The organism is Granulicella tundricola MP5ACTX9, assembly GCF_000178975.2.
GTDB classification, from domain to species: domain Bacteria; phylum Acidobacteriota; class Terriglobia; order Terriglobales; family Acidobacteriaceae; genus Edaphobacter; species Edaphobacter tundricola.
Genome location: NC_015064.1, coordinates 60,884 through 77,351, shown reverse-complemented (window position 1 = coordinate 77,351; position 16,468 = coordinate 60,884). Strand labels below are relative to the sequence as shown.

Genomic DNA, 16,468 nt, shown 5'->3' with positions numbered 1-16,468 from the left:
CTATAGCAGCGAGAAACGCCGGGAGAACCGATCTGGAAGTGGTCAAGGTCATTTTTTCTGGGCTTCAGTCGATTATCGGAACAGCAATTCCCGCGACACACAACATCTCGTACAAAGCCGGTTCAAGGCCCCAATTGTCCAGGAATCACGGAGATAACTGCTACCAGTTTGGTCCTATATATAGATAGCGATCATTTGATTGCTGTACTGTGACACCAGATGCCGCGCATTCTCGCCAGACCGCGACCGCCCACCTATGACTCCGCCCGCGCGGTCCGGGAGCTTACCGCAGCCGACCCGAAGTTGGGACGCCTCATGGAGCGAGCCGGTCCGTACACCCTCAAGCTCGCCAGCACGCAGTCGCCGTTTGAGGCATTGCTGGTCAGCATCATCTACCAGCAGCTCCATGGCAAGGCAGCGGCGGCCATCCATACTCGGCTGCTGGAAAGCTTTGGACACGTCCTGACGCTGGAAGGAAAGATGCTGGGCGACCATCCCTCCCCCCAGCACCTGTTGGACTGTCCCAACGAGCAGCTTCGCGCGGCCGGCCTCTCCCACAACAAGGCGCTGTCGGTCCGGGATCTGGCGGCAAAGACGATTGAGGGAACCGTTCCCAGCATGGCCCGTATCCGCAGGATGACGGATGAAGACGTCATCGAACACCTCACGCAAGTTCGTGGAATTGGCCGCTGGACGGTTGAGATGTTTCTGATGTTTCGGCTGGGCCGGCCGGATGTGCTGCCTCTTGGCGACTACGGCGTCCGCAAAGGCTTCGCACTCACCTTTCAGGGTCTGAAGCCGACTCAGAAGGTCACTCCCGACCTTCTCGCGACTCCCGAAGCGATGTTGAAGAGGGCCAAGCGATGGCATCCCTGGTGCTCGATTGCTAGTTGGTACATGTGGCGGGCCTGTGACCTGGCCAAACCAGCAAAGGATTGAACCGGCATCCACCTTCGCAGATCCGGCAGTTTTCCACTCCTTCTGGATGTCCTGAAGCCGGTTCCGGTAGCATCGAACCAGGCTCATGGCTAAATCCAACCGCAAACTCGACACCGCACCCGCACCCGCAGCCGCGTCCCCCCAGACTCCTACCCCGACCCGCTACGTGTGCGTCCATGGCCATTTCTACCAGCCGCCGCGCGAGAATCCCTGGCTGGAGACGGTCGAGGTACAGGACTCCGCCGCTCCGTACCATGATTGGAACGATCGCATCACAGCCGAGTGTTACGCACCGAACGGCGCATCGCGCATCCAGAATCTCGAGAACGAGATCGTCCGGATCGTCAATAACTACTCGCGGATGAGCTTCAACTTCGGGCCCACGCTGCTGAGCTGGCTGCAGGACAAGGCGCCGCGCACCTACCAGATGATCCTGGACGCAGACTCCGCGAGTGCGGCGCGATACAGCGGCCACGGCTCCGCGCTGGCCCAGGTCTACAACCACATCATCATGCCGTTGGCGAGCACGCGTGACGCCCAGACGCAGATCCGCTGGGGCATCGCGGATTTTGAATCCCGCTTCCACCGCAAGCCGGAGGGAATGTGGCTGGCCGAGACTGCCGTCAACCGGCATGTGCTCGACCTGCTGGCGCAGGAGGGCATCCTTTACACGATCCTTGCCCCCAACCAGTGCGCGCGGGTGCGTAATCTCAGCGCCTCCACACCGGCGGACTCTGCGCTTGCCGCCTGGACTGAGACGCCGAACGATTCCGTGGATACGACCCAGCCTTACCGGGTGCAGCTCGATGAGGGCCGCTCCATTGCAGTGTTCTTCTACAACGGACCCAACTCCCGCGCCATCGCCTTCGAAGGGCTCCTGGACAGCGGCGAGAAGTTTGGCTCGCGGTTGCTGGGAGGCTTCCACCCGGGTGAAAGCTCTCGTCCCCAGCTCTCTCACGTCGCTACCGACGGCGAGTCGTATGGGCATCACCATAAGCATGGCGAGATGGCACTGTCCTTTGCCATGCACTGGCTGGAGGATCAGCACCACGCCACCCTGACCAACTACGGCGAGTTCCTGGCCAAGTTCCCGCCGATGTGTGAGGCGGAGGTGGTGGAGGACTCGAGCTGGTCCTGTGCGCATGGCGTGGAACGCTGGCGGTCCAACTGCGGCTGCAACGGCGGCAAGCCGGGCTGGAACCAGCTTTGGCGTAAGCCGCTGCGCGATGCGCTGGACTACCTACGGGACAACACTGCGCCTCTCGCGGAGAAGCTGGCCAAGGATCTGTTGAAGGATCTTTGGGTCGCCCGCGACGCCTACATCCAGGTGGTTCTGGACCGTTCTACCGAGTCGATCGATCGGTTCTTTGCCGATCACGCAGCCCGGGCGCTGACTGCGGAGGAGCGCGTCTCCGTGCTGGAGCTGATGGAGCTGGAGCGGCACACGCAGTTGATGTACACCTCCTGCGGGTGGTTCTTCGACGAGATCTCCGGCATTGAGACGGTGCAGATCATCGCTTACGCCGGCCGCGTTCTGCAGCTTGCGGCCGAGTTGTTTGGTGCCTCCAGCAAGCATCTGGAGCCCGGTTTTCTTGCAATTCTTGCCGAAGCCAAGCCAAATCTGGCGGAGCTGAAGGACGGCTCCGAGGTGTACACCCGGTACGTGACCGGGATGCGGATTGGGCTGGAGCAGGTGGGCGCGCACTATGCCATCAGCTCCATCTTCCGGGCGTATCCGGAGGACGGCGAGCTGTTCTGCTTCGATGTCCACCGCGACTCGCACGAGGTGTTTACGTCCGGGCGCGGGAAGGTCGCGCTGGGGCGTGCGCGCATCCGCTCACGCATCACGGAGGAGGCGGAGGAGATCTGCTTCGCGGTGCTGCATCTGGGCGACCAGAACCTTTCGGCTGCGGTACGGCGTTCCAACCCGAGCGACGAGGCTGCCTTCGCCGAGTTCTCGTCCGAGGTGCGTTCCGCGATGCGGCGGGCGAACCTGCCGGAGGTGATCCGGCTGATCGACCGTAACTTTGCTCCTGATCGTTCCACGGCTCAGGAGCGGGCTTCCGATCGCGCTGCTTCCTTACGCGGACAGGCGATCGCTCCGGTTTCGGCTTTTGCGAGCAATGATGCGGCACCCCATGTCACGCTCGACCCGATCCATCCGGAGCCGGGTCAGGCGGAGAACGCTCCGGGAGCAGTTGAGCCGGGGATCGCGCATACGATCGACCCGGTGGAGGCTCCGCCGGCGCCGGTCAACGTGCCGAACATCCCGATCACCTACTCGCTCAGCTCGCTGTTTGCCGACGAGCAGCACCGCATCCTGCAGACCATTCTGAACCAGACCATCGGTGAGATGGAAGACTCGCTGCGGAACATCTACGAGGACCATGCTTCCCTGCTGCACTTCCTGACGGAGTCCGGCATGAATCCTCCACCCGCGCTTGCGCTGGCGGCGAGCTTCGCCATCAACGCCAGCCTGCGGCGGGCGCTGGAGGCGGAGGAGTTCGATCCGCAGGAGGTGGCGGATCTGCTGGCGCGAAGCTCGACGGATCACGTTAGTCTCGATGCCAATGTGCTGGCGTTCGCGGCCGGCCAGCGGATGAAGCGGGCGATGGTGAAGCTGGAGGCAGCGGCGGAGCACAGCCCTCAGGCGACCCTTGCGGCGTTGAACTCGGCGCTGGCGATTGCGGATATTATTCGCTTCATGCCGTTCGAGGTGATCATCTGGCAAGCGCAGAATATCTGGAACGATCTGCTGCGGCGGACGGATGCTCAGTACTGGTCCGAGGAGTGGAAGGACGGCTTCAAGAAGCTGGGCGAGGCGATGAATATCGCGGTGGATCAGCTTGTGATTGAAGAGGGTGTGACGACGTTCTAGTCGTCCCCCCCACCACCCCTTTCTGGGGCAAAGTATTCAAAGCATTGGGCTTAGGTCTGGACTGGGTTTTGGTCCGGATGCAGAGCCTCGTGTATGTGAGAAAAATTGATGCTATGACGTGACGGCCATCCCCTATGAGGAGATGGTTTGCGTTGTGTTTTGGGGATGCTTCTATTTTACAGGATTGGCGGGGGTGAATACGCCAACTATTTTTTGGCGCTAAGTGGTTTTGAGTGTTGAAGTTGCAGGGTTCTTCGAGGCCGTGGGGGCTTGACATCGGGATTTACTGGTTTTTTTTGGAAAAATAGTTGTAAGTGGTTCATGGGGTTTGGGTTGGGGACGCGTTTTTGCGGGTCCTTGGCTGGGTTGGCGTTTGTGCCGCGATAATGACAACTACTGAGGTTCTGCGCTCCGCGCAGAATGACGAGCTGGAACAAACAACTGCAGCGGCAACAGCAACTGCAACAGCAACTGCCAATACGGTGGTTCTTCGCTTCGCTCAGAATGATGTGTGCTGGTGTTGGGACTGCTGCGGTTAGCGATCGGGGCGGAGCAGGCCGTCTACGTCGTCGAGCTTGTCGTGGAGTTCCTTGACGCGGCGGGAGAGGGCCTGGATCTCGGTTTCGGCGCGGACGTTGACGTCGAAGTCCAGCTCTGAGCGGACGCGGTCCTTTTTGTCTTGACGGTTCTGGCTCATCATGATGACCGGCGCCTGGATGGCGGCGAGCATGGAGAGGAAGAGGTTGAGCAGGATGAAGGGGTACGGGTCCCAGGCCTTGCCTCTGAGAATGATGTTGATGGTGGTGTAGGTGATGAGGATGACGGCGAAGGTGATGATGAAGGTCCAGGAGCCGCCGAAGCTGGCGACCTTGTCTGCGATCTTTTCGCCGCGGGTCTCCTCTTCCTCGATGACGAGGTTGGGGTTGCGATTGGCGCGGAGACGGATGATCTCCTGCGAGGCGTGGAACTGACGGGCGAGGACGGTCATCATGTCCAGGCCGGCCATGGGCTTCTGGGTGAGGAGGACGGAGATGTCGTTGCGGTCTAACTCGACGCAGGTGGTCTCGATGGTGGCGACAGCGGAGGTGTGGTGGGGGGTCTGTTCCAGCATGGAGGCGAAGCCGAAGAACTCGCCGTGCTCTGGCGTGGCGACGAGGACCTCCTGCTCGTCCTGGTCGATGGTGGTGACCTGGACGCCGCCTTCAAGGAGGATGTAGGCGCGGTCGCCGGGCTCACCGAGTTTGTAGATGCGCTGGCGGGGGGCAAACTGGCGGATTTCGACCTGGGTGGCGAGGACGCCTAGTTCGTCGTCGTCAAGGAGGGCGAAGAGTGGGACGTGGCGGAGCTCGTGGCAGGTGCTGGGCATGATGTGGGGATTGTATCGGGTGGGGATGAATGGTGGGTAAGGCAGCCAGCGAGAGACGTGCTTACTGGATTTCTCTTGTGAAGGGCTGCTGGGCACCATGCCACACAGAGAGAATATCGACCGATCGAGCTGTTACATCGATGAGATAGATCACGCGATAGATGTGGGGCTTGTTGCCGAAGAGTAGATGGCGGAGCGAGGGGTATTCCGGAGTGATCGGATGTCGTTGAGGAAAGGTAGAGAGCCCATCGATTGCGTTGGTCAGACGCATAAACCAACTATGTGCAGCGGATGAACTGCGAGCCTGGATGTACTGGAAGATCTCCTCGAGATCTCGTTCCGCTCGTGGCATCAGCCTAACGCGATAGTCCATACTTTTCCCGCATGTAGTCCAAGAACTCCGAGGCGGGGCGGCCTTTACCGGCGGCTGATTCCTCAAGACCTTGACGGATTCCTTCGTGAATATCGGCGGCAGCGGCTAAATCACGGAGGCGTTGATATTCGGTGACATCCTGAAGGATGACCTCTGGCTTGCCATCGACCGTCAGGGTGACTGAGCGATGGGTGCCTTTGAGTTGCTGAATGATTTCGGCGGAGTTCTCGTGAAAAGTGGCGAGTGAGCAGGTCTCTTCTAGCGATTCCATGATGGTTCCTCCGCTGAAGGCAATTATAGGGTCATGGGTGATTGGGTTGGTTGGAGAGGATGTACTTGCCGCCGGAGTTGGCGATGACGTAGATGGGTTGGGGGAGTTTGAGGATGGGGCGGTCGGGGTCGTGGGGGTCTTCCCAGAGGAAGATTCTTTGGGGGCCGGGCCATTTGGCCGCGAGGGAGTCGCGGGTTTCGAAGATCTTTGGGGCTTCGGGGAAGAAGCTGCCGTACCAGAGGTTGGAGCTGCGGCCTTCCAGAATGTGCAGGTCGTTGCGGTGGAGGTAGAAGCCTAGGGTGCTGCCGGCTTCGTACTCGCCGTGGAGGACGATGAGGTCTTGTTGATGGAGTTGCGGGGCTATGGCCTGGGCCAGTTGGTGGCTGGTGAGGGTCGGGGAGAAGGTTCGGAGGCCTAGCCAGGAGGCGAAGAGGAAGAGGAAGGCGGAAGCGGCGATCACCAGGTTTGCGGCATGGACGTAAGTGCTTTCAAAGCCAGTCTGATATCTGGGTCGGCGTAGATACCAAGCGAGAGTCAGGCCGCCCCCAAGGGAGATCGCTGTCAGCGCGAGGGGTAGGCGGAACAGGCCCATTGCGCGAGCGTTGAGGTCGAGGAAGTGCCCGAAGGAGAGAGCGTAGTCGCCGGGATTTTGTTGGAGAAGTGAGGCAAGGTCCGTGTCTTGGGATGGTGCCTTAGTGTGCAGGATGAGATAAAGGCATACTGCAGCTGCACAGAGACCTACGAGGGCAAGTGCGCCTGCTGATCGTAGAGATGATGCACGGTGCTGCTTGGCTCGTCCCGAGTCAGCGAAGCGTTGGGCGAGCCATGCGGCGATGAGGAGGATCAGCGGCGGGAGCGAGGGGAGGACGTAGTACTCCTGGCGGGTGGAGAGGGAGAAGAAGAGGAGCGGGATGGCGGCCCAGAGGATGAGGAGCAGGTCAGTACGTTCCTGATTCGTCAGGGTCTTGGTGCGGAGGCGTTGGCGGAAGGCGGCGGTGCGGATGGGGAGGGCGCGTGCTACGGCGTGGAAGAGAAAGGCCGACCAGGGCATGAGCCAGATGAGGCAGAGGCCCCAGAAGAGAGCGAGTGGGACGGTGTCGTAGTCTCTCGGGACTCGCAGATTTAGATAACGTAAGACTTGTTCGTTGACGAAGTAGAACCAGGTCCAGCCGTGGACGTTGCCGTCGGTGGGGAGGGGGACGGACCAGTGGCCATTCAAGAAAGCCACGCCGCCCGGGTGGCCCTGGGTGGGGTTCGCTAGGGCGATGAGGATGTGCCAGGGGACGGCGATGAGGAGGAAGACGGCGAGGCTCGAGGCGGGGTGAAGCTGGCGGAGGCGGGTTAGGGTGCCACGGAGGCCTCGGGTGATGAGGAGATAGAGGAGGACGATTCCGACGGGGAAGACGATGCCGATGAGGCCCTTGGTGAGGATGTTGAGGGCGCAGGCGGCGGCGAAGAGGAGGCAGGGACCAAGGCTCAGGGACCGGGGACCAGAGGGCTCGGGACCAGCGTGCTCGGGTTGCTCGGTGAGGTAGAAGGCGTAGAGGGCTATGACGAGCCAGAGGCAGACCATGATGTCCGGGATGTTGATGCGGGAGAAGATGAACATGCCGAAGCTGGAGAGGGTGATGAGGCCGGCGTAGAGACCGGCTCGGGGGGTGCGGAAGGCTCGGCGGGCGAAGCTTTCCGAGATCAGTACGAGGGCCAGCATGGCGATGGCCAATGGGAGGCGGGAGGCTGCGGTTGTGGGGCCGAAGAGGCTCATCGCGACGGCTTCCGACCAGTAGAAGACGGGGGCCTTTTCCAGGTAACGGATGCCGTTGGCGTAGAGGGTGACCCAGTCGTGGCGGAGGAGCATCTCGCGCGCGACCTCGGCGTGGACGGAGTCGGCGTCGTCCAGCAGGGGCGGGGTGAAGAGGGTGAAGGAGCCGTAGAAGACGAACCAGAGAGCGACGAGGATGAGGCGGTTGCGGCGAAGTTGGGCGGGGGCTTCCACGTCCCTCAGGTTACATGGCGGGTATGATTCAGGGGTGGATATGACTTCCAACTTGCAGGGTGGGCCTCCGGCGGAGCTGATCTTTGGGGAGTGGTATCCGGCCGGGCGGTCTGCGGGGCTGAAGAAGGGGAAGACCACGACGGCGCTGCTGTGCGGGGTGCCGCTGTTGCTGGGGCGGAAGAATGACGGCACAGTCTTTGCTATGCGGGATCTTTGTCCGCATCGGGGGATTCCGCTTTCGGCGGGGTGGTTCGACGGCAACGAGGTGCAGTGCAAGTATCACGGGTGGAAGTTCGAGCCGTGCTCCGGGCAGTGTACGGAGATTCCGTCGCTGACGGGGCTGGATATCCTGCAGCCGACGAAGATCTATGCGACGAGCTATCCGTGCGAGGAGCGGGATGGGACGTGCTGGGTGTATCTGCCGGAGGCGGGTGCGGGGCGTCGGACTGCGGAGCTTCCGCCGGTGCCGGAGGTGCCGAAGTTCTCTGCGAAGTTCAGATCTGCGCATCTGACGGCGGATTTGCCTTGTAATGTCGATCACGGGATTATCGGGCTGATGGACCCGGCGCATGGGCCGTTTGTACATCAGGCTTGGTGGTGGCGGAGCAGGGCTTCGATTCATGAGAAGACGAAGCATTTTGAGCCGATTCCAGGGGGGTTCCGGATTTCATCTCATGCGCCGAGCGCGAACTCCGCTCCTTATAAGCTGCTGGGGGTTTATGGCGAGCCGATCACGACGACGATCGATTTTGTGCTGCCGAACCGGCGGTACGAGACGATTCGGGCTGGCGAGAAATGGTTCGCGAGCCTGACGACGGTGACTCCGGTGACGGCTTCGACGTGCCGGATCGATGTGTATGCGGCTTGGAATGTGTTTTACAACGTGCCGCTGGTGAAGACGATTGCCACGTTTTTTGGGGCGAGGTTTGTGCGGCAGGATCAGGAGACGATGATCGAGCAGGCGCAGGGGTTGAGGTTCCGGCCGGCGCTGATGCTGATCGACGACGCGGATCAGCCGGCGAAGTGGTATTTTGCACTGAAACAGGCGAGGTTGACGGGGATTGGGGAGCATCCGCTGAAGGGTCCGGTGGAGCTGCACTGGCGGAGCTAAAAAGCTTTAGCCTCATTCGGATGCAAGGCGAATCTTTTTGGCTGCTCGGAGCGTCTAAGATTGTGATATTCTGTGTTTCGCTCGGGAAGTGTGCCTTCGAATGCCCGACCTGCCTGAGGGCAAAAGGTCAAATGGGCTTGCCAACGCGGTTTATACCGCACTTTGCTCCCTGCGCCAGAACCACATTGAACTGATTTGTAAGGATGGGAGAGTCTCGCTTGTTTTTTGAGCCGAGCCTAGCTGTCTGTGAGACGCTAACCCCCATCTACTTTGAGTAGGAGTGCGCATAAACGTGGCCGAAGAACTGGATAAGTACGAAGACGAGATCGTAGAAGTTGGCAAAGAGAAGGGTTACCTGACATTTGGCGAGGTCAATGACCTGCTGCCGGGAGATATCACCTCTCCAGATGACCTGGACGACCTGCTGACGACGATCAACACCCAAGGCATCGAGCTGGGCGGCGATGAAGATCGCCGTGGACGCGACAAGTATGAGCCGGAGGCCGGCGAAGAGAGCGAAGACGTCGAGCTGGATCTCTCTCCCGGTACGCTCGAGAAGACGAACGACCCCGTCCGCATGTATCTGCGCGAGATGGGTACGGTTCCGCTGCTCACCCGTGAGGGCGAGGTCGAGATCGCCAAGCGGATTGAGCGTGGGCAGATCCGCGTGATGAAGGCGATCAGCCGTTCGCCGATCGTGATCCGCGAGATTGTGGCGCTGGGCGAGGATCTTCGCCGCGGCGTGCGCAATATCAAGGAGATCGTCACCTTCGACGAGGAAGAGCTGACGGAAGAGATTCTGCAGGCGCGCGTGCGTGCGACGGTTGGACGCATCGACGTGATCGTCAAGCACCAGAAGAAGGTGACCGCCCTTGAAGAGAAGCTGGAGCAGGCGGGCGCTCTGAAGGACGCGAAGGCGAAGACCAAGGAAGTGCGGAAGGTTCGCTGGCTCATCGGGCGCGAGCATGTGTACGTCAACCGCGTCATCCGCGAGCTGAAGTACACCAACGCCGAGAAGAAGCGGCTATTGGATAAGGTCAACAAGACTGTTGATGCCATGCGTACGCTGGAGCGCCAGATCAAGTCGCTCGAGGTGAAGTTCGAGTCGTCCAAGTCCGAGGAGCTCAAGAAGGAGTACAAGCGGCAGCAGAAGAACTGCAAGCTTGACCTGGAGCGCGTGGAGCAGGACGCCGGCATCTCGATCCCGGATCTGAAGCGCACACAGCGCGAGATGATCCAGGGCGATATGGACGCGGAGAAGGCCAAGCGTGAGCTGATCGAAGCCAACCTTCGTCTCGTCGTTTCGATTGCGAAGAAGTACACGAACCGCGGTCTTCAGTTCCTGGACCTGATCCAGGAAGGAAACATCGGCCTGATGAAGGCCGTGGACAAGTTTGAGTATCGCCGTGGGTACAAGTTCTCGACGTATGCGACGTGGTGGATTCGTCAGGCCATTACGCGTGCGATCGCCGACCAGGCCCGCACGATCCGTATCCCGGTCCATATGATCGAGACGATCAACAAGCTCATCCGTACCAGCCGTCAGCTGGTGCAGGAGCTTGGGCGTGAGGCATCGTCTGAAGAGATTGCACGACGTATGGATATTCCGGTTGCGAAGGTCCGCAAGGTCCTGAAGATCGCGCAGGAGCCGATCTCGCTTGAGACGCCGATCGGTGAAGAGGAAGACTCGCACCTTGGGGACTTCATCGAAGACCGTATGGCGGTTTCGCCCGCGGATGCTGTGATCTCCGTCAACCTGAAGGAGTACACGTCGCAAGTTCTCAGGACGTTGACCCCGCGCGAAGAGCGTGTGATCAAGATGCGCTTTGGGCTGGAGGATGGCTCCGAGCACACGCTCGAAGAGGTTGGCCAGAGCTTCCAGGTGACGCGTGAGCGTATTCGCCAGATTGAGGCGAAGGCACTCCGGAAGCTGCGTCATCCGAGCCGCAGCCGCAAGCTGAAGGCGTTTGTGGATGGCGTCAAGGAAGCGTAGTTTTGGATTCCCCATGTGAACTAAACCCCGGAGATATTTCCGGGGTTTAGTGTTTTAGGGGCCATGAGAATGATCTGAAAAAAATCGTCTTAATGATGTACGAAAGATGGAACCACTAAAGCTGCAACTACCAGTAGCGCGAAGATGAGCAAACCTACGAGAGCCCGCTTATATAGGCGGCTGCCTTTGGCCTGTAGTTCAATTGACGTTTGCTGATTTCTTACAGCTTCTTTATAGCTCTCCATGTGAAGTTTTTGCAGATCGCGAATCTCCCGTAACAGGGTGACTACTTCATCATTGTCCATTCCGAATATTCTCACGGCTTGAAGCGATCAGACAAAACTCTCAAGGTCGCTTCCAATTCTGTAACTCTGACTCTGGAAACGCCGGTAGAGTGCCATGCCCTTTCAGCTCCTGATCGAAGAAGCATAAGACCGTTTTACGGATGATGGTGCGGATGCGGTCGCCGGCGATGGAGCCGGTGGCTGTGACGCGCTTGATAGGGGAGAAGAGGGTGGCGTCGGTGAAGTCTGCGTGGCGTGTGCCGGTGATGTAGACGCGGGTGCCTCCGAAGCTTTGCAGGCTTTGGTCTACGAGGGCTTTGTCGGCTGTGTCGAGTTCCCACTCGGCTCCTGCGCCGGGCTGGTTGCCTTTGTAGGAGTCCTCGTACATGAGGAGGATGGGTTGCGTGGTGCGATGGTCCAGGCCGCCGAAGCTCCAGCCGTCCATGTTGATGGCGCAGCGGACGCGGGCGTCTGCGCCGAGCAGGGCGAACGATGCCGCTCCACCGAAGGAGTGGCCGAGCGCGCCGACGTTGCGGACGTCAAGACGGCCGGTGGCCCAGCCTCCGGCGTTCATGCGTTCGAGTTCGTCGAGGACGAAGCGGTTGTCGTCTACCCATACGGCGAGTTCTTTTTCCCATGTTGCGCGGATCTGTTGTGGGGTGCGGCCGGGAATGGTATCAATGGCCGTTTTCATGGTGGAGTAGACGACCTGGCCGTCGGCCATCTCGACGCGGGCGGCGTTGCCGGGGTGATCGACTGCGACGACGACGTAGCCGTGGCTGGCGAGGTCTTCCATGAGGAAGGTGTCCTGGGTTCGGCGGCCTCCCCACATGCCGTTGAAGAGGATGACTGGGAATGGGCCTTCATTCTTGGCCATCTCAGCGTTGTCGTAGGAGTTGGTCTGGATGCGGCTTTGATAGCGGTAGAAGGGGCGAAGTTCTTTGGAGCGGGCGTATTTCGCACGCCGACTGTCAAAGCCCCCGCTAAAGTTTGCCGGATACCAGACCTGCACGACGAGACTGCGGTCGCGGGTGAAGTCTGTCAGGTAGAAGGTCGAGGTCGAGGGTGGATTTTGGCCGGTCGGCGGGGGCAGGGTGAAGAGGGGAAGCTCAAAGGTGAGACCGGCGCTGAGGCAGGACAGGAGCGCGATGGCGAAGACGGAGATGCCCCGGGCTTTGGTCTGCTCCGGCGTGAAGGATGCATAGCAGAGGATCAGGAAGGCGAGGTAGACCGGGACGCGCTGCCAGTAGGTTCCTATCAGGATGAAGTGGGCTGCCAGGGCTGCGGCGAAGATCGCCATCAAGGCCCATAGGACTGCTCGGGGGGCTCCGAGCACCAGTAAGACGGCGCCCAGCAGGCCTAATGCGGGCAGGACCCAATCGATGATGCGCATGGTTCGACTTTAGCGTAAAGCGAACCACAGAGAGCACGGAGGGTAAGACGAGGACACGGAGAGATTCTCTCTTTTAATCTGTGCGCTCTGTGATTCGCTTTCTTATGTTGCTCTGGTGATCTTTCCGTCTTTGAGGCGGAACTCTTCGCCACGCCAGACTACGGTGTCGCCTGCGAAGCTCCAGAACCAGAAGAGGAGGCCGAAGAGGTCGCGGACGGGGAGCAGCCAGAGGTCACGGAGGACCTGTTCATCACGCAGGATGCCTACGCCTACGGTCAGAGCGACGGCGATGCGGGCGAGCAGCGAGAAGACCAGCAGCGAGATGCTCCAGAGCGCGCCGCCCGAGGCAATGACCGTCAGGATGGCCCACGGGACGCAGTAGGTGACGCCCAGGCCGACGTAGCCGAGCTTGCGGGAGTCCCGGGTGGAGCGGGCCCAGCGCATCTGGTGATCCCAGAAGTCCTTGAGGCCGTAGCCCGGGACGGTGGTCTCGACGACCTCTCCACAGAGCTCGACGGTGAAGCCGGCGGCGGCGATGCGCTTGCCGAGTTCGTAGTCGTCTGCGAGGTACTCGACCAGAGCCTCCATGCCGCCGGCCTTGGTCAAAGCCGTGCGGGACATGGCGAGGGTGGACCCGAGGCCGAAGCGGATTCCGCCTTCCAGCTTGCGGGCGGTGAGGACGCCGGGCATGAAATCGGTAGAGATGCCGAGCGCCTCCAGCCTGGCCCAGACTGTGCGCTCACGGCCTCCGAGACCGGTGCGGCCCAGGTATGGCGCGGTCACCATGCCTACGCGAGGATCTGCGAAGTAACGCATGACGCCGGTGAGATAGTGGGGCGAGACCAGGATGTCCGAGTCGTTGATGACGACGTGCTCATACTGGGCGGCGGCGAGCATCTGGACGAGGTTCGAGACCTTGCCGCTGGTGCCGAGGCGCTGGGTGCATTCGACGAGCTTGATGGCGGCTTCCGGGAACTCGGTGCGGAGGCGTTCCACCTCTGCGACGGCGGGATCGGTGAGGCTGTGGACGCCGAAGACGAGCTCAACGGGTCCGGCGTACTGCTGGCGGCAGTGGCTGGCCAGGCCGGCGTACATGCGGGGGTCGACACCTTTGAGGGGCTTGAGCAGGGTGACGCCGGGTGCGGCGTCCGCGGGTGCGGAGTGTTTTCTTACCGAGCGCACATACGCGCGGGCTCCCCAGAGCGCCAGGACCATGTACGCGAGGCCGCATGCCGTGAGCAGGGCTGTCGCCGCTTCAATCAAAAGAGGGAGAACTTCCACCCCCCTAGTCTATCGAACCGTCACAGGCCGAGTATCCGTAGGGTAAAGAAAACAAAGCGGGCAATGATCTATTCGTAACGGAGAGCCTCAATGGGATTGAGGCTGGCAGCCTTCCAGGCGGGGTAGATTCCGAAGATCAGGCCGATGGCGCAGGCGCTACCGAACGCCAGCAGGACCCAGAAGGTGCTGAGCTGCGAAGGCACCGGCGAGAACTGCATAACGAAGGCGAGGAAGCTGCCGATGAGCACGCCGATGATTCCTCCGACCGCGCAGAGCGTGACCGCTTCCAGCGTGAACTGGGCCATGATGGTTCGCTTGGTGGCGCCTATGGCCTTGCGGATGCCGATCTCTCGGGTGCGCTCCGTGACGCTGACCAGCATGATGTTCATGACGCCGACGCCGCCGACCATCAGAGCTACGCTGGCGAGTGCGAAGAGCAGCAGGAAGAGGCCGCCGGTGATCTGGTTCCAGAGCCGGGTGAGGGTGTCGGTGCCGAAGATGGAGAAGTTGTCCGGGGCTTCGTTGGCGACCTTGCGGCGGCGGCGGAGGAGCTCGGTGAGTTCATCCTGGACGAGCGACTGGTTCTTGGGGTCGTCGTACTTGAGCGAGATCCAGTAGTCGAGCTGCTCCGGGTGCAGCTTGTGGAAGGTGGTGATGGGGAAGTAAGCCTTATTGTCGTCCGGGTTCTTGCCGCCGCCGAAGGCCTGCTTCTTGCGCGCGGCGACGCCGACGACGGTGAAGGTCATGCCGCCGGCCTGGACCTCCTGACCGATGGCGTTGGTGCCGCTGAAGAGCTCGTCCGCGGTGTCCGAGCCGAGCACGGTCACGTTGGCCGATCGGGCCATGTCGTCTTCTGTGAAGAAACGTCCGCTGGAGAGTTCGATCTCGCTGACGGTTTCTACGTCCGGCGTATCGCCTTCCAGCGTGGTGTTCTGCATGGAATGAGTGCCGGCCTTGATGGACGTGGTGCCCAGGCCGCCGCCGATGTTGGAGCGGTCCGTGAACTGCAGGATGGGCGCGACGGCGACGACGTGCGGGAGATCGCGCATGGCGACTGCGTCGTCGTACGTCATCTGCTTGCGCGTGAGCATCTCCGTGGTGGGCCGGCCGGTGAAGACGGGAAAGCGGAAGATGAAAAGGACGTTTGAGCCGAGCGACTGGACAACGTTGGCGACGTTCGAGTTGAGGCCGTTGACCACGGACGAGATGACGATCACCGTCATCACGCCGATGACGATGCCGAGGATGGTGAGGCCGCTGCGCAGCTTGTTGGTGCGGAGCGTATCGAGCGCCATGACTACGGTTTCTTTTTGGTCTGCGAGTGCCATGTCAGTCTGCCCTCAGGGCTACGATTGGGTCCAGCTCGGCGGCCTTGCGTGCAGGGTAGACACCGAAGAAAAGGCCGGTAGAGAGCGCCATGAACAGACCGGCGAAGACGCTCCAGACGGCGACCGTGGAGGGGAAGCCGGCGAAGACCGTGACCGCCTCCGCCACGACCACGCCGCCGAGGACGCCGATGGCTCCGCCGGCAAGGGCGAGCAGGGCGCTTTCGATGAGGAACTGCAGCAGGATGTCGGTACGGCGCGCGCCGAGCGCCTTGCGGATGCCGATCTCGCGGGTGCGCTCCGTCACGCTGACCAGCATGATGTTCATGATGACGATGCCGCCAACCACCAGCGAGATGAGCGCGATGGCTCCGGCTACAACGCCAAAGGAACCGGTGATCTGCTGCGCGAAGCCGACGAGGGTGTTGTTGGTATCGAGCTCAAAGTCGTTGGGGGTGCCGGGTGCGTCGTGGCGCTGGGCGCGCATGAGGACGCGGACCTCATCTGCAGCCTCTTCAAGCGGTGGCCCTGCGGAGCCTGCCTTGACGTAGATGGTGACGGTCTTCTGGGTGCCGTAGGACTTCTGGTACGTAGTCAGGGGAACGCCGACGAAGTTGTCCTGACTTTGGCCGAAGGTGCTTCCCTGCTTCTCCGTCACGCCGACGACGGTGTACGGGGAGCCATCGACGCGAAGCTCCTGGCCGATGGGATCGACGCCGGCGAAGAGGTTTTCTTCTACGTCCGTGCCGATGATGGCGACGTGCGAGGCATGCTCCTCATCGGTATCGGTGAGGCCGCGGCCTTCGGTGATATCGAGATTCTGAAGCTGCGGCATCTGCCAGGTGTAGCCGCGGATCTGCGCGTCGGTGATGGCCTGCGTGCCGCGTACGAGCTTGCCGCTGGTGGCCTGCTGCGCGCCCATGCCGGCGCAGCGGCGGCAGTTTTCTTCCACATACTTATAGTCTGCGAAGAGGATGTTCTTGCGCTTGGCGAACTTTACGAAGTCGTCCACGTTGGTGATGACGGCGGGCTGCCGGCTGATGGTGAAGACGTCCGCGCCATAACGCGAAAACTTCTGGATGACGAACATGTTTGCGCCGTTGACCAGCGTCACCACCGCGATCACGCTGGCGACGCCGATGACCACGCCAAGCAGCGTCAGCACGGAGCGCATCTTGTTGGCCCAGAGCGACTGCAACGCGAGCTTCAGCGCTTCCTTAATCTCCATCTTGCAAACCTTCCGGTGATGCTCTGAGAG

The 16,468-nt window shown here is 61.0% G+C and carries 13 protein-coding genes; 4 read left to right on the top strand and 9 right to left on the bottom strand.

Translation table 11 applies throughout. The features are described 5' to 3' along the window. Window positions 1-219 precede the first annotated feature (219 nt). Together ACIX9_RS00320 and ACIX9_RS00315 are read left to right on the top strand one after the other, a co-directional pair. Window positions 220-939: a DNA-3-methyladenine glycosylase family protein gene (locus ACIX9_RS00320; RefSeq protein ID WP_013578485.1), complete on the top strand. Its 720-nt coding sequence runs from the start codon at window positions 220-222 to the stop codon at window positions 937-939. A gap of 85 nt (window positions 940-1,024) precedes the next feature. Then, window positions 1,025-3,817, top strand: a complete 2,793-nt coding sequence (locus ACIX9_RS00315) for a DUF3536 domain-containing protein (RefSeq protein WP_013578484.1) — start codon at window positions 1,025-1,027, stop codon at window positions 3,815-3,817. A gap of 535 nt (window positions 3,818-4,352) precedes the next feature. Here the strand turns inward: ACIX9_RS00315 and ACIX9_RS00310 are convergent. From ACIX9_RS00310 to ACIX9_RS00295, 4 genes are all read right to left on the bottom strand, one after another. Beyond that, entirely contained in the window at window positions 4,353-5,183 is an 831-nt protein-coding gene (locus ACIX9_RS00310) for a DUF1003 domain-containing protein (protein WP_013578483.1), read from the bottom strand. A 61-nt stretch (window positions 5,184-5,244) separates the two neighbouring features. Further along, entirely contained in the window at window positions 5,245-5,556 is a 312-nt protein-coding gene (locus ACIX9_RS00305) for a type II toxin-antitoxin system RelE/ParE family toxin (protein ID WP_013578482.1), read from the bottom strand. Next, window positions 5,540-5,827 (bottom strand): type II toxin-antitoxin system Phd/YefM family antitoxin, encoded by a 288-nt coding sequence (locus ACIX9_RS00300; RefSeq protein WP_013578481.1) that lies wholly within the window; start codon window positions 5,825-5,827, stop codon window positions 5,540-5,542. Before ACIX9_RS00300 ends, ACIX9_RS00305 begins: the two co-directional genes overlap by 17 nt. A 31-nt stretch (window positions 5,828-5,858) precedes the next feature. After that, entirely contained in the window at window positions 5,859-7,823 is a 1,965-nt protein-coding gene (locus ACIX9_RS00295) for an ArnT family glycosyltransferase (protein ID WP_013578480.1), read from the bottom strand. A gap of 40 nt (window positions 7,824-7,863) precedes the next feature. On the opposite strand from ACIX9_RS00295, the gene ACIX9_RS00290 reads away from it, so the two are divergent. Continuing rightward, the gene (locus ACIX9_RS00290; protein WP_013578479.1) at window positions 7,864-8,934 is read left to right on the top strand and encodes an aromatic ring-hydroxylating oxygenase subunit alpha; all 1,071 of its coding nucleotides are present in this window, start codon (window positions 7,864-7,866) and stop codon (window positions 8,932-8,934) included. Window positions 8,935-9,226: 292 nt separating this feature from the next. After that, on the top strand, window positions 9,227-10,927 hold the full coding sequence (gene rpoD, locus ACIX9_RS00285; protein WP_013578478.1) for an RNA polymerase sigma factor RpoD: 1,701 nt from the start codon (window positions 9,227-9,229) through the stop codon (window positions 10,925-10,927). 89 nt (window positions 10,928-11,016) lie between these two features. Here rpoD and ACIX9_RS00280 read toward each other — a convergent pair whose 3' ends face one another. From ACIX9_RS00280 to ACIX9_RS00260, 5 genes are all read right to left on the bottom strand, one after another. Then, window positions 11,017-11,232 carry a hypothetical protein gene (locus tag ACIX9_RS00280; protein WP_041596847.1) on the bottom strand — a complete coding sequence of 72 codons (216 nt, stop codon included), beginning with the start codon at window positions 11,230-11,232 and terminating at the stop codon, window positions 11,017-11,019. 40 nt (window positions 11,233-11,272) lie between these two features. Continuing rightward, window positions 11,273-12,604: an alpha/beta hydrolase family protein gene (locus ACIX9_RS00275; RefSeq protein WP_013578477.1), complete on the bottom strand. Its 1,332-nt coding sequence runs from the start codon at window positions 12,602-12,604 to the stop codon at window positions 11,273-11,275. 102 nt (window positions 12,605-12,706) lie between these two features. Beyond that, window positions 12,707-13,885 carry a bacteriohopanetetrol glucosamine biosynthesis glycosyltransferase HpnI gene (hpnI, locus tag ACIX9_RS00270; RefSeq protein ID WP_013578476.1) on the bottom strand — a complete coding sequence of 393 codons (1,179 nt, stop codon included), beginning with the start codon at window positions 13,883-13,885 and terminating at the stop codon, window positions 12,707-12,709. A gap of 68 nt (window positions 13,886-13,953) precedes the next feature. Further along, window positions 13,954-15,213 carry an ABC transporter permease gene (locus ACIX9_RS00265; RefSeq protein WP_013578475.1) on the bottom strand — a complete coding sequence of 420 codons (1,260 nt, stop codon included), beginning with the start codon at window positions 15,211-15,213 and terminating at the stop codon, window positions 13,954-13,956. 1 nt (window position 15,214) lies between these two features. Further along, on the bottom strand, window positions 15,215-16,438 hold the full coding sequence (locus ACIX9_RS00260) for an ABC transporter permease (RefSeq protein WP_013578474.1): 1,224 nt from the start codon (window positions 16,436-16,438) through the stop codon (window positions 15,215-15,217). Window positions 16,439-16,468 lie beyond the last annotated feature (30 nt).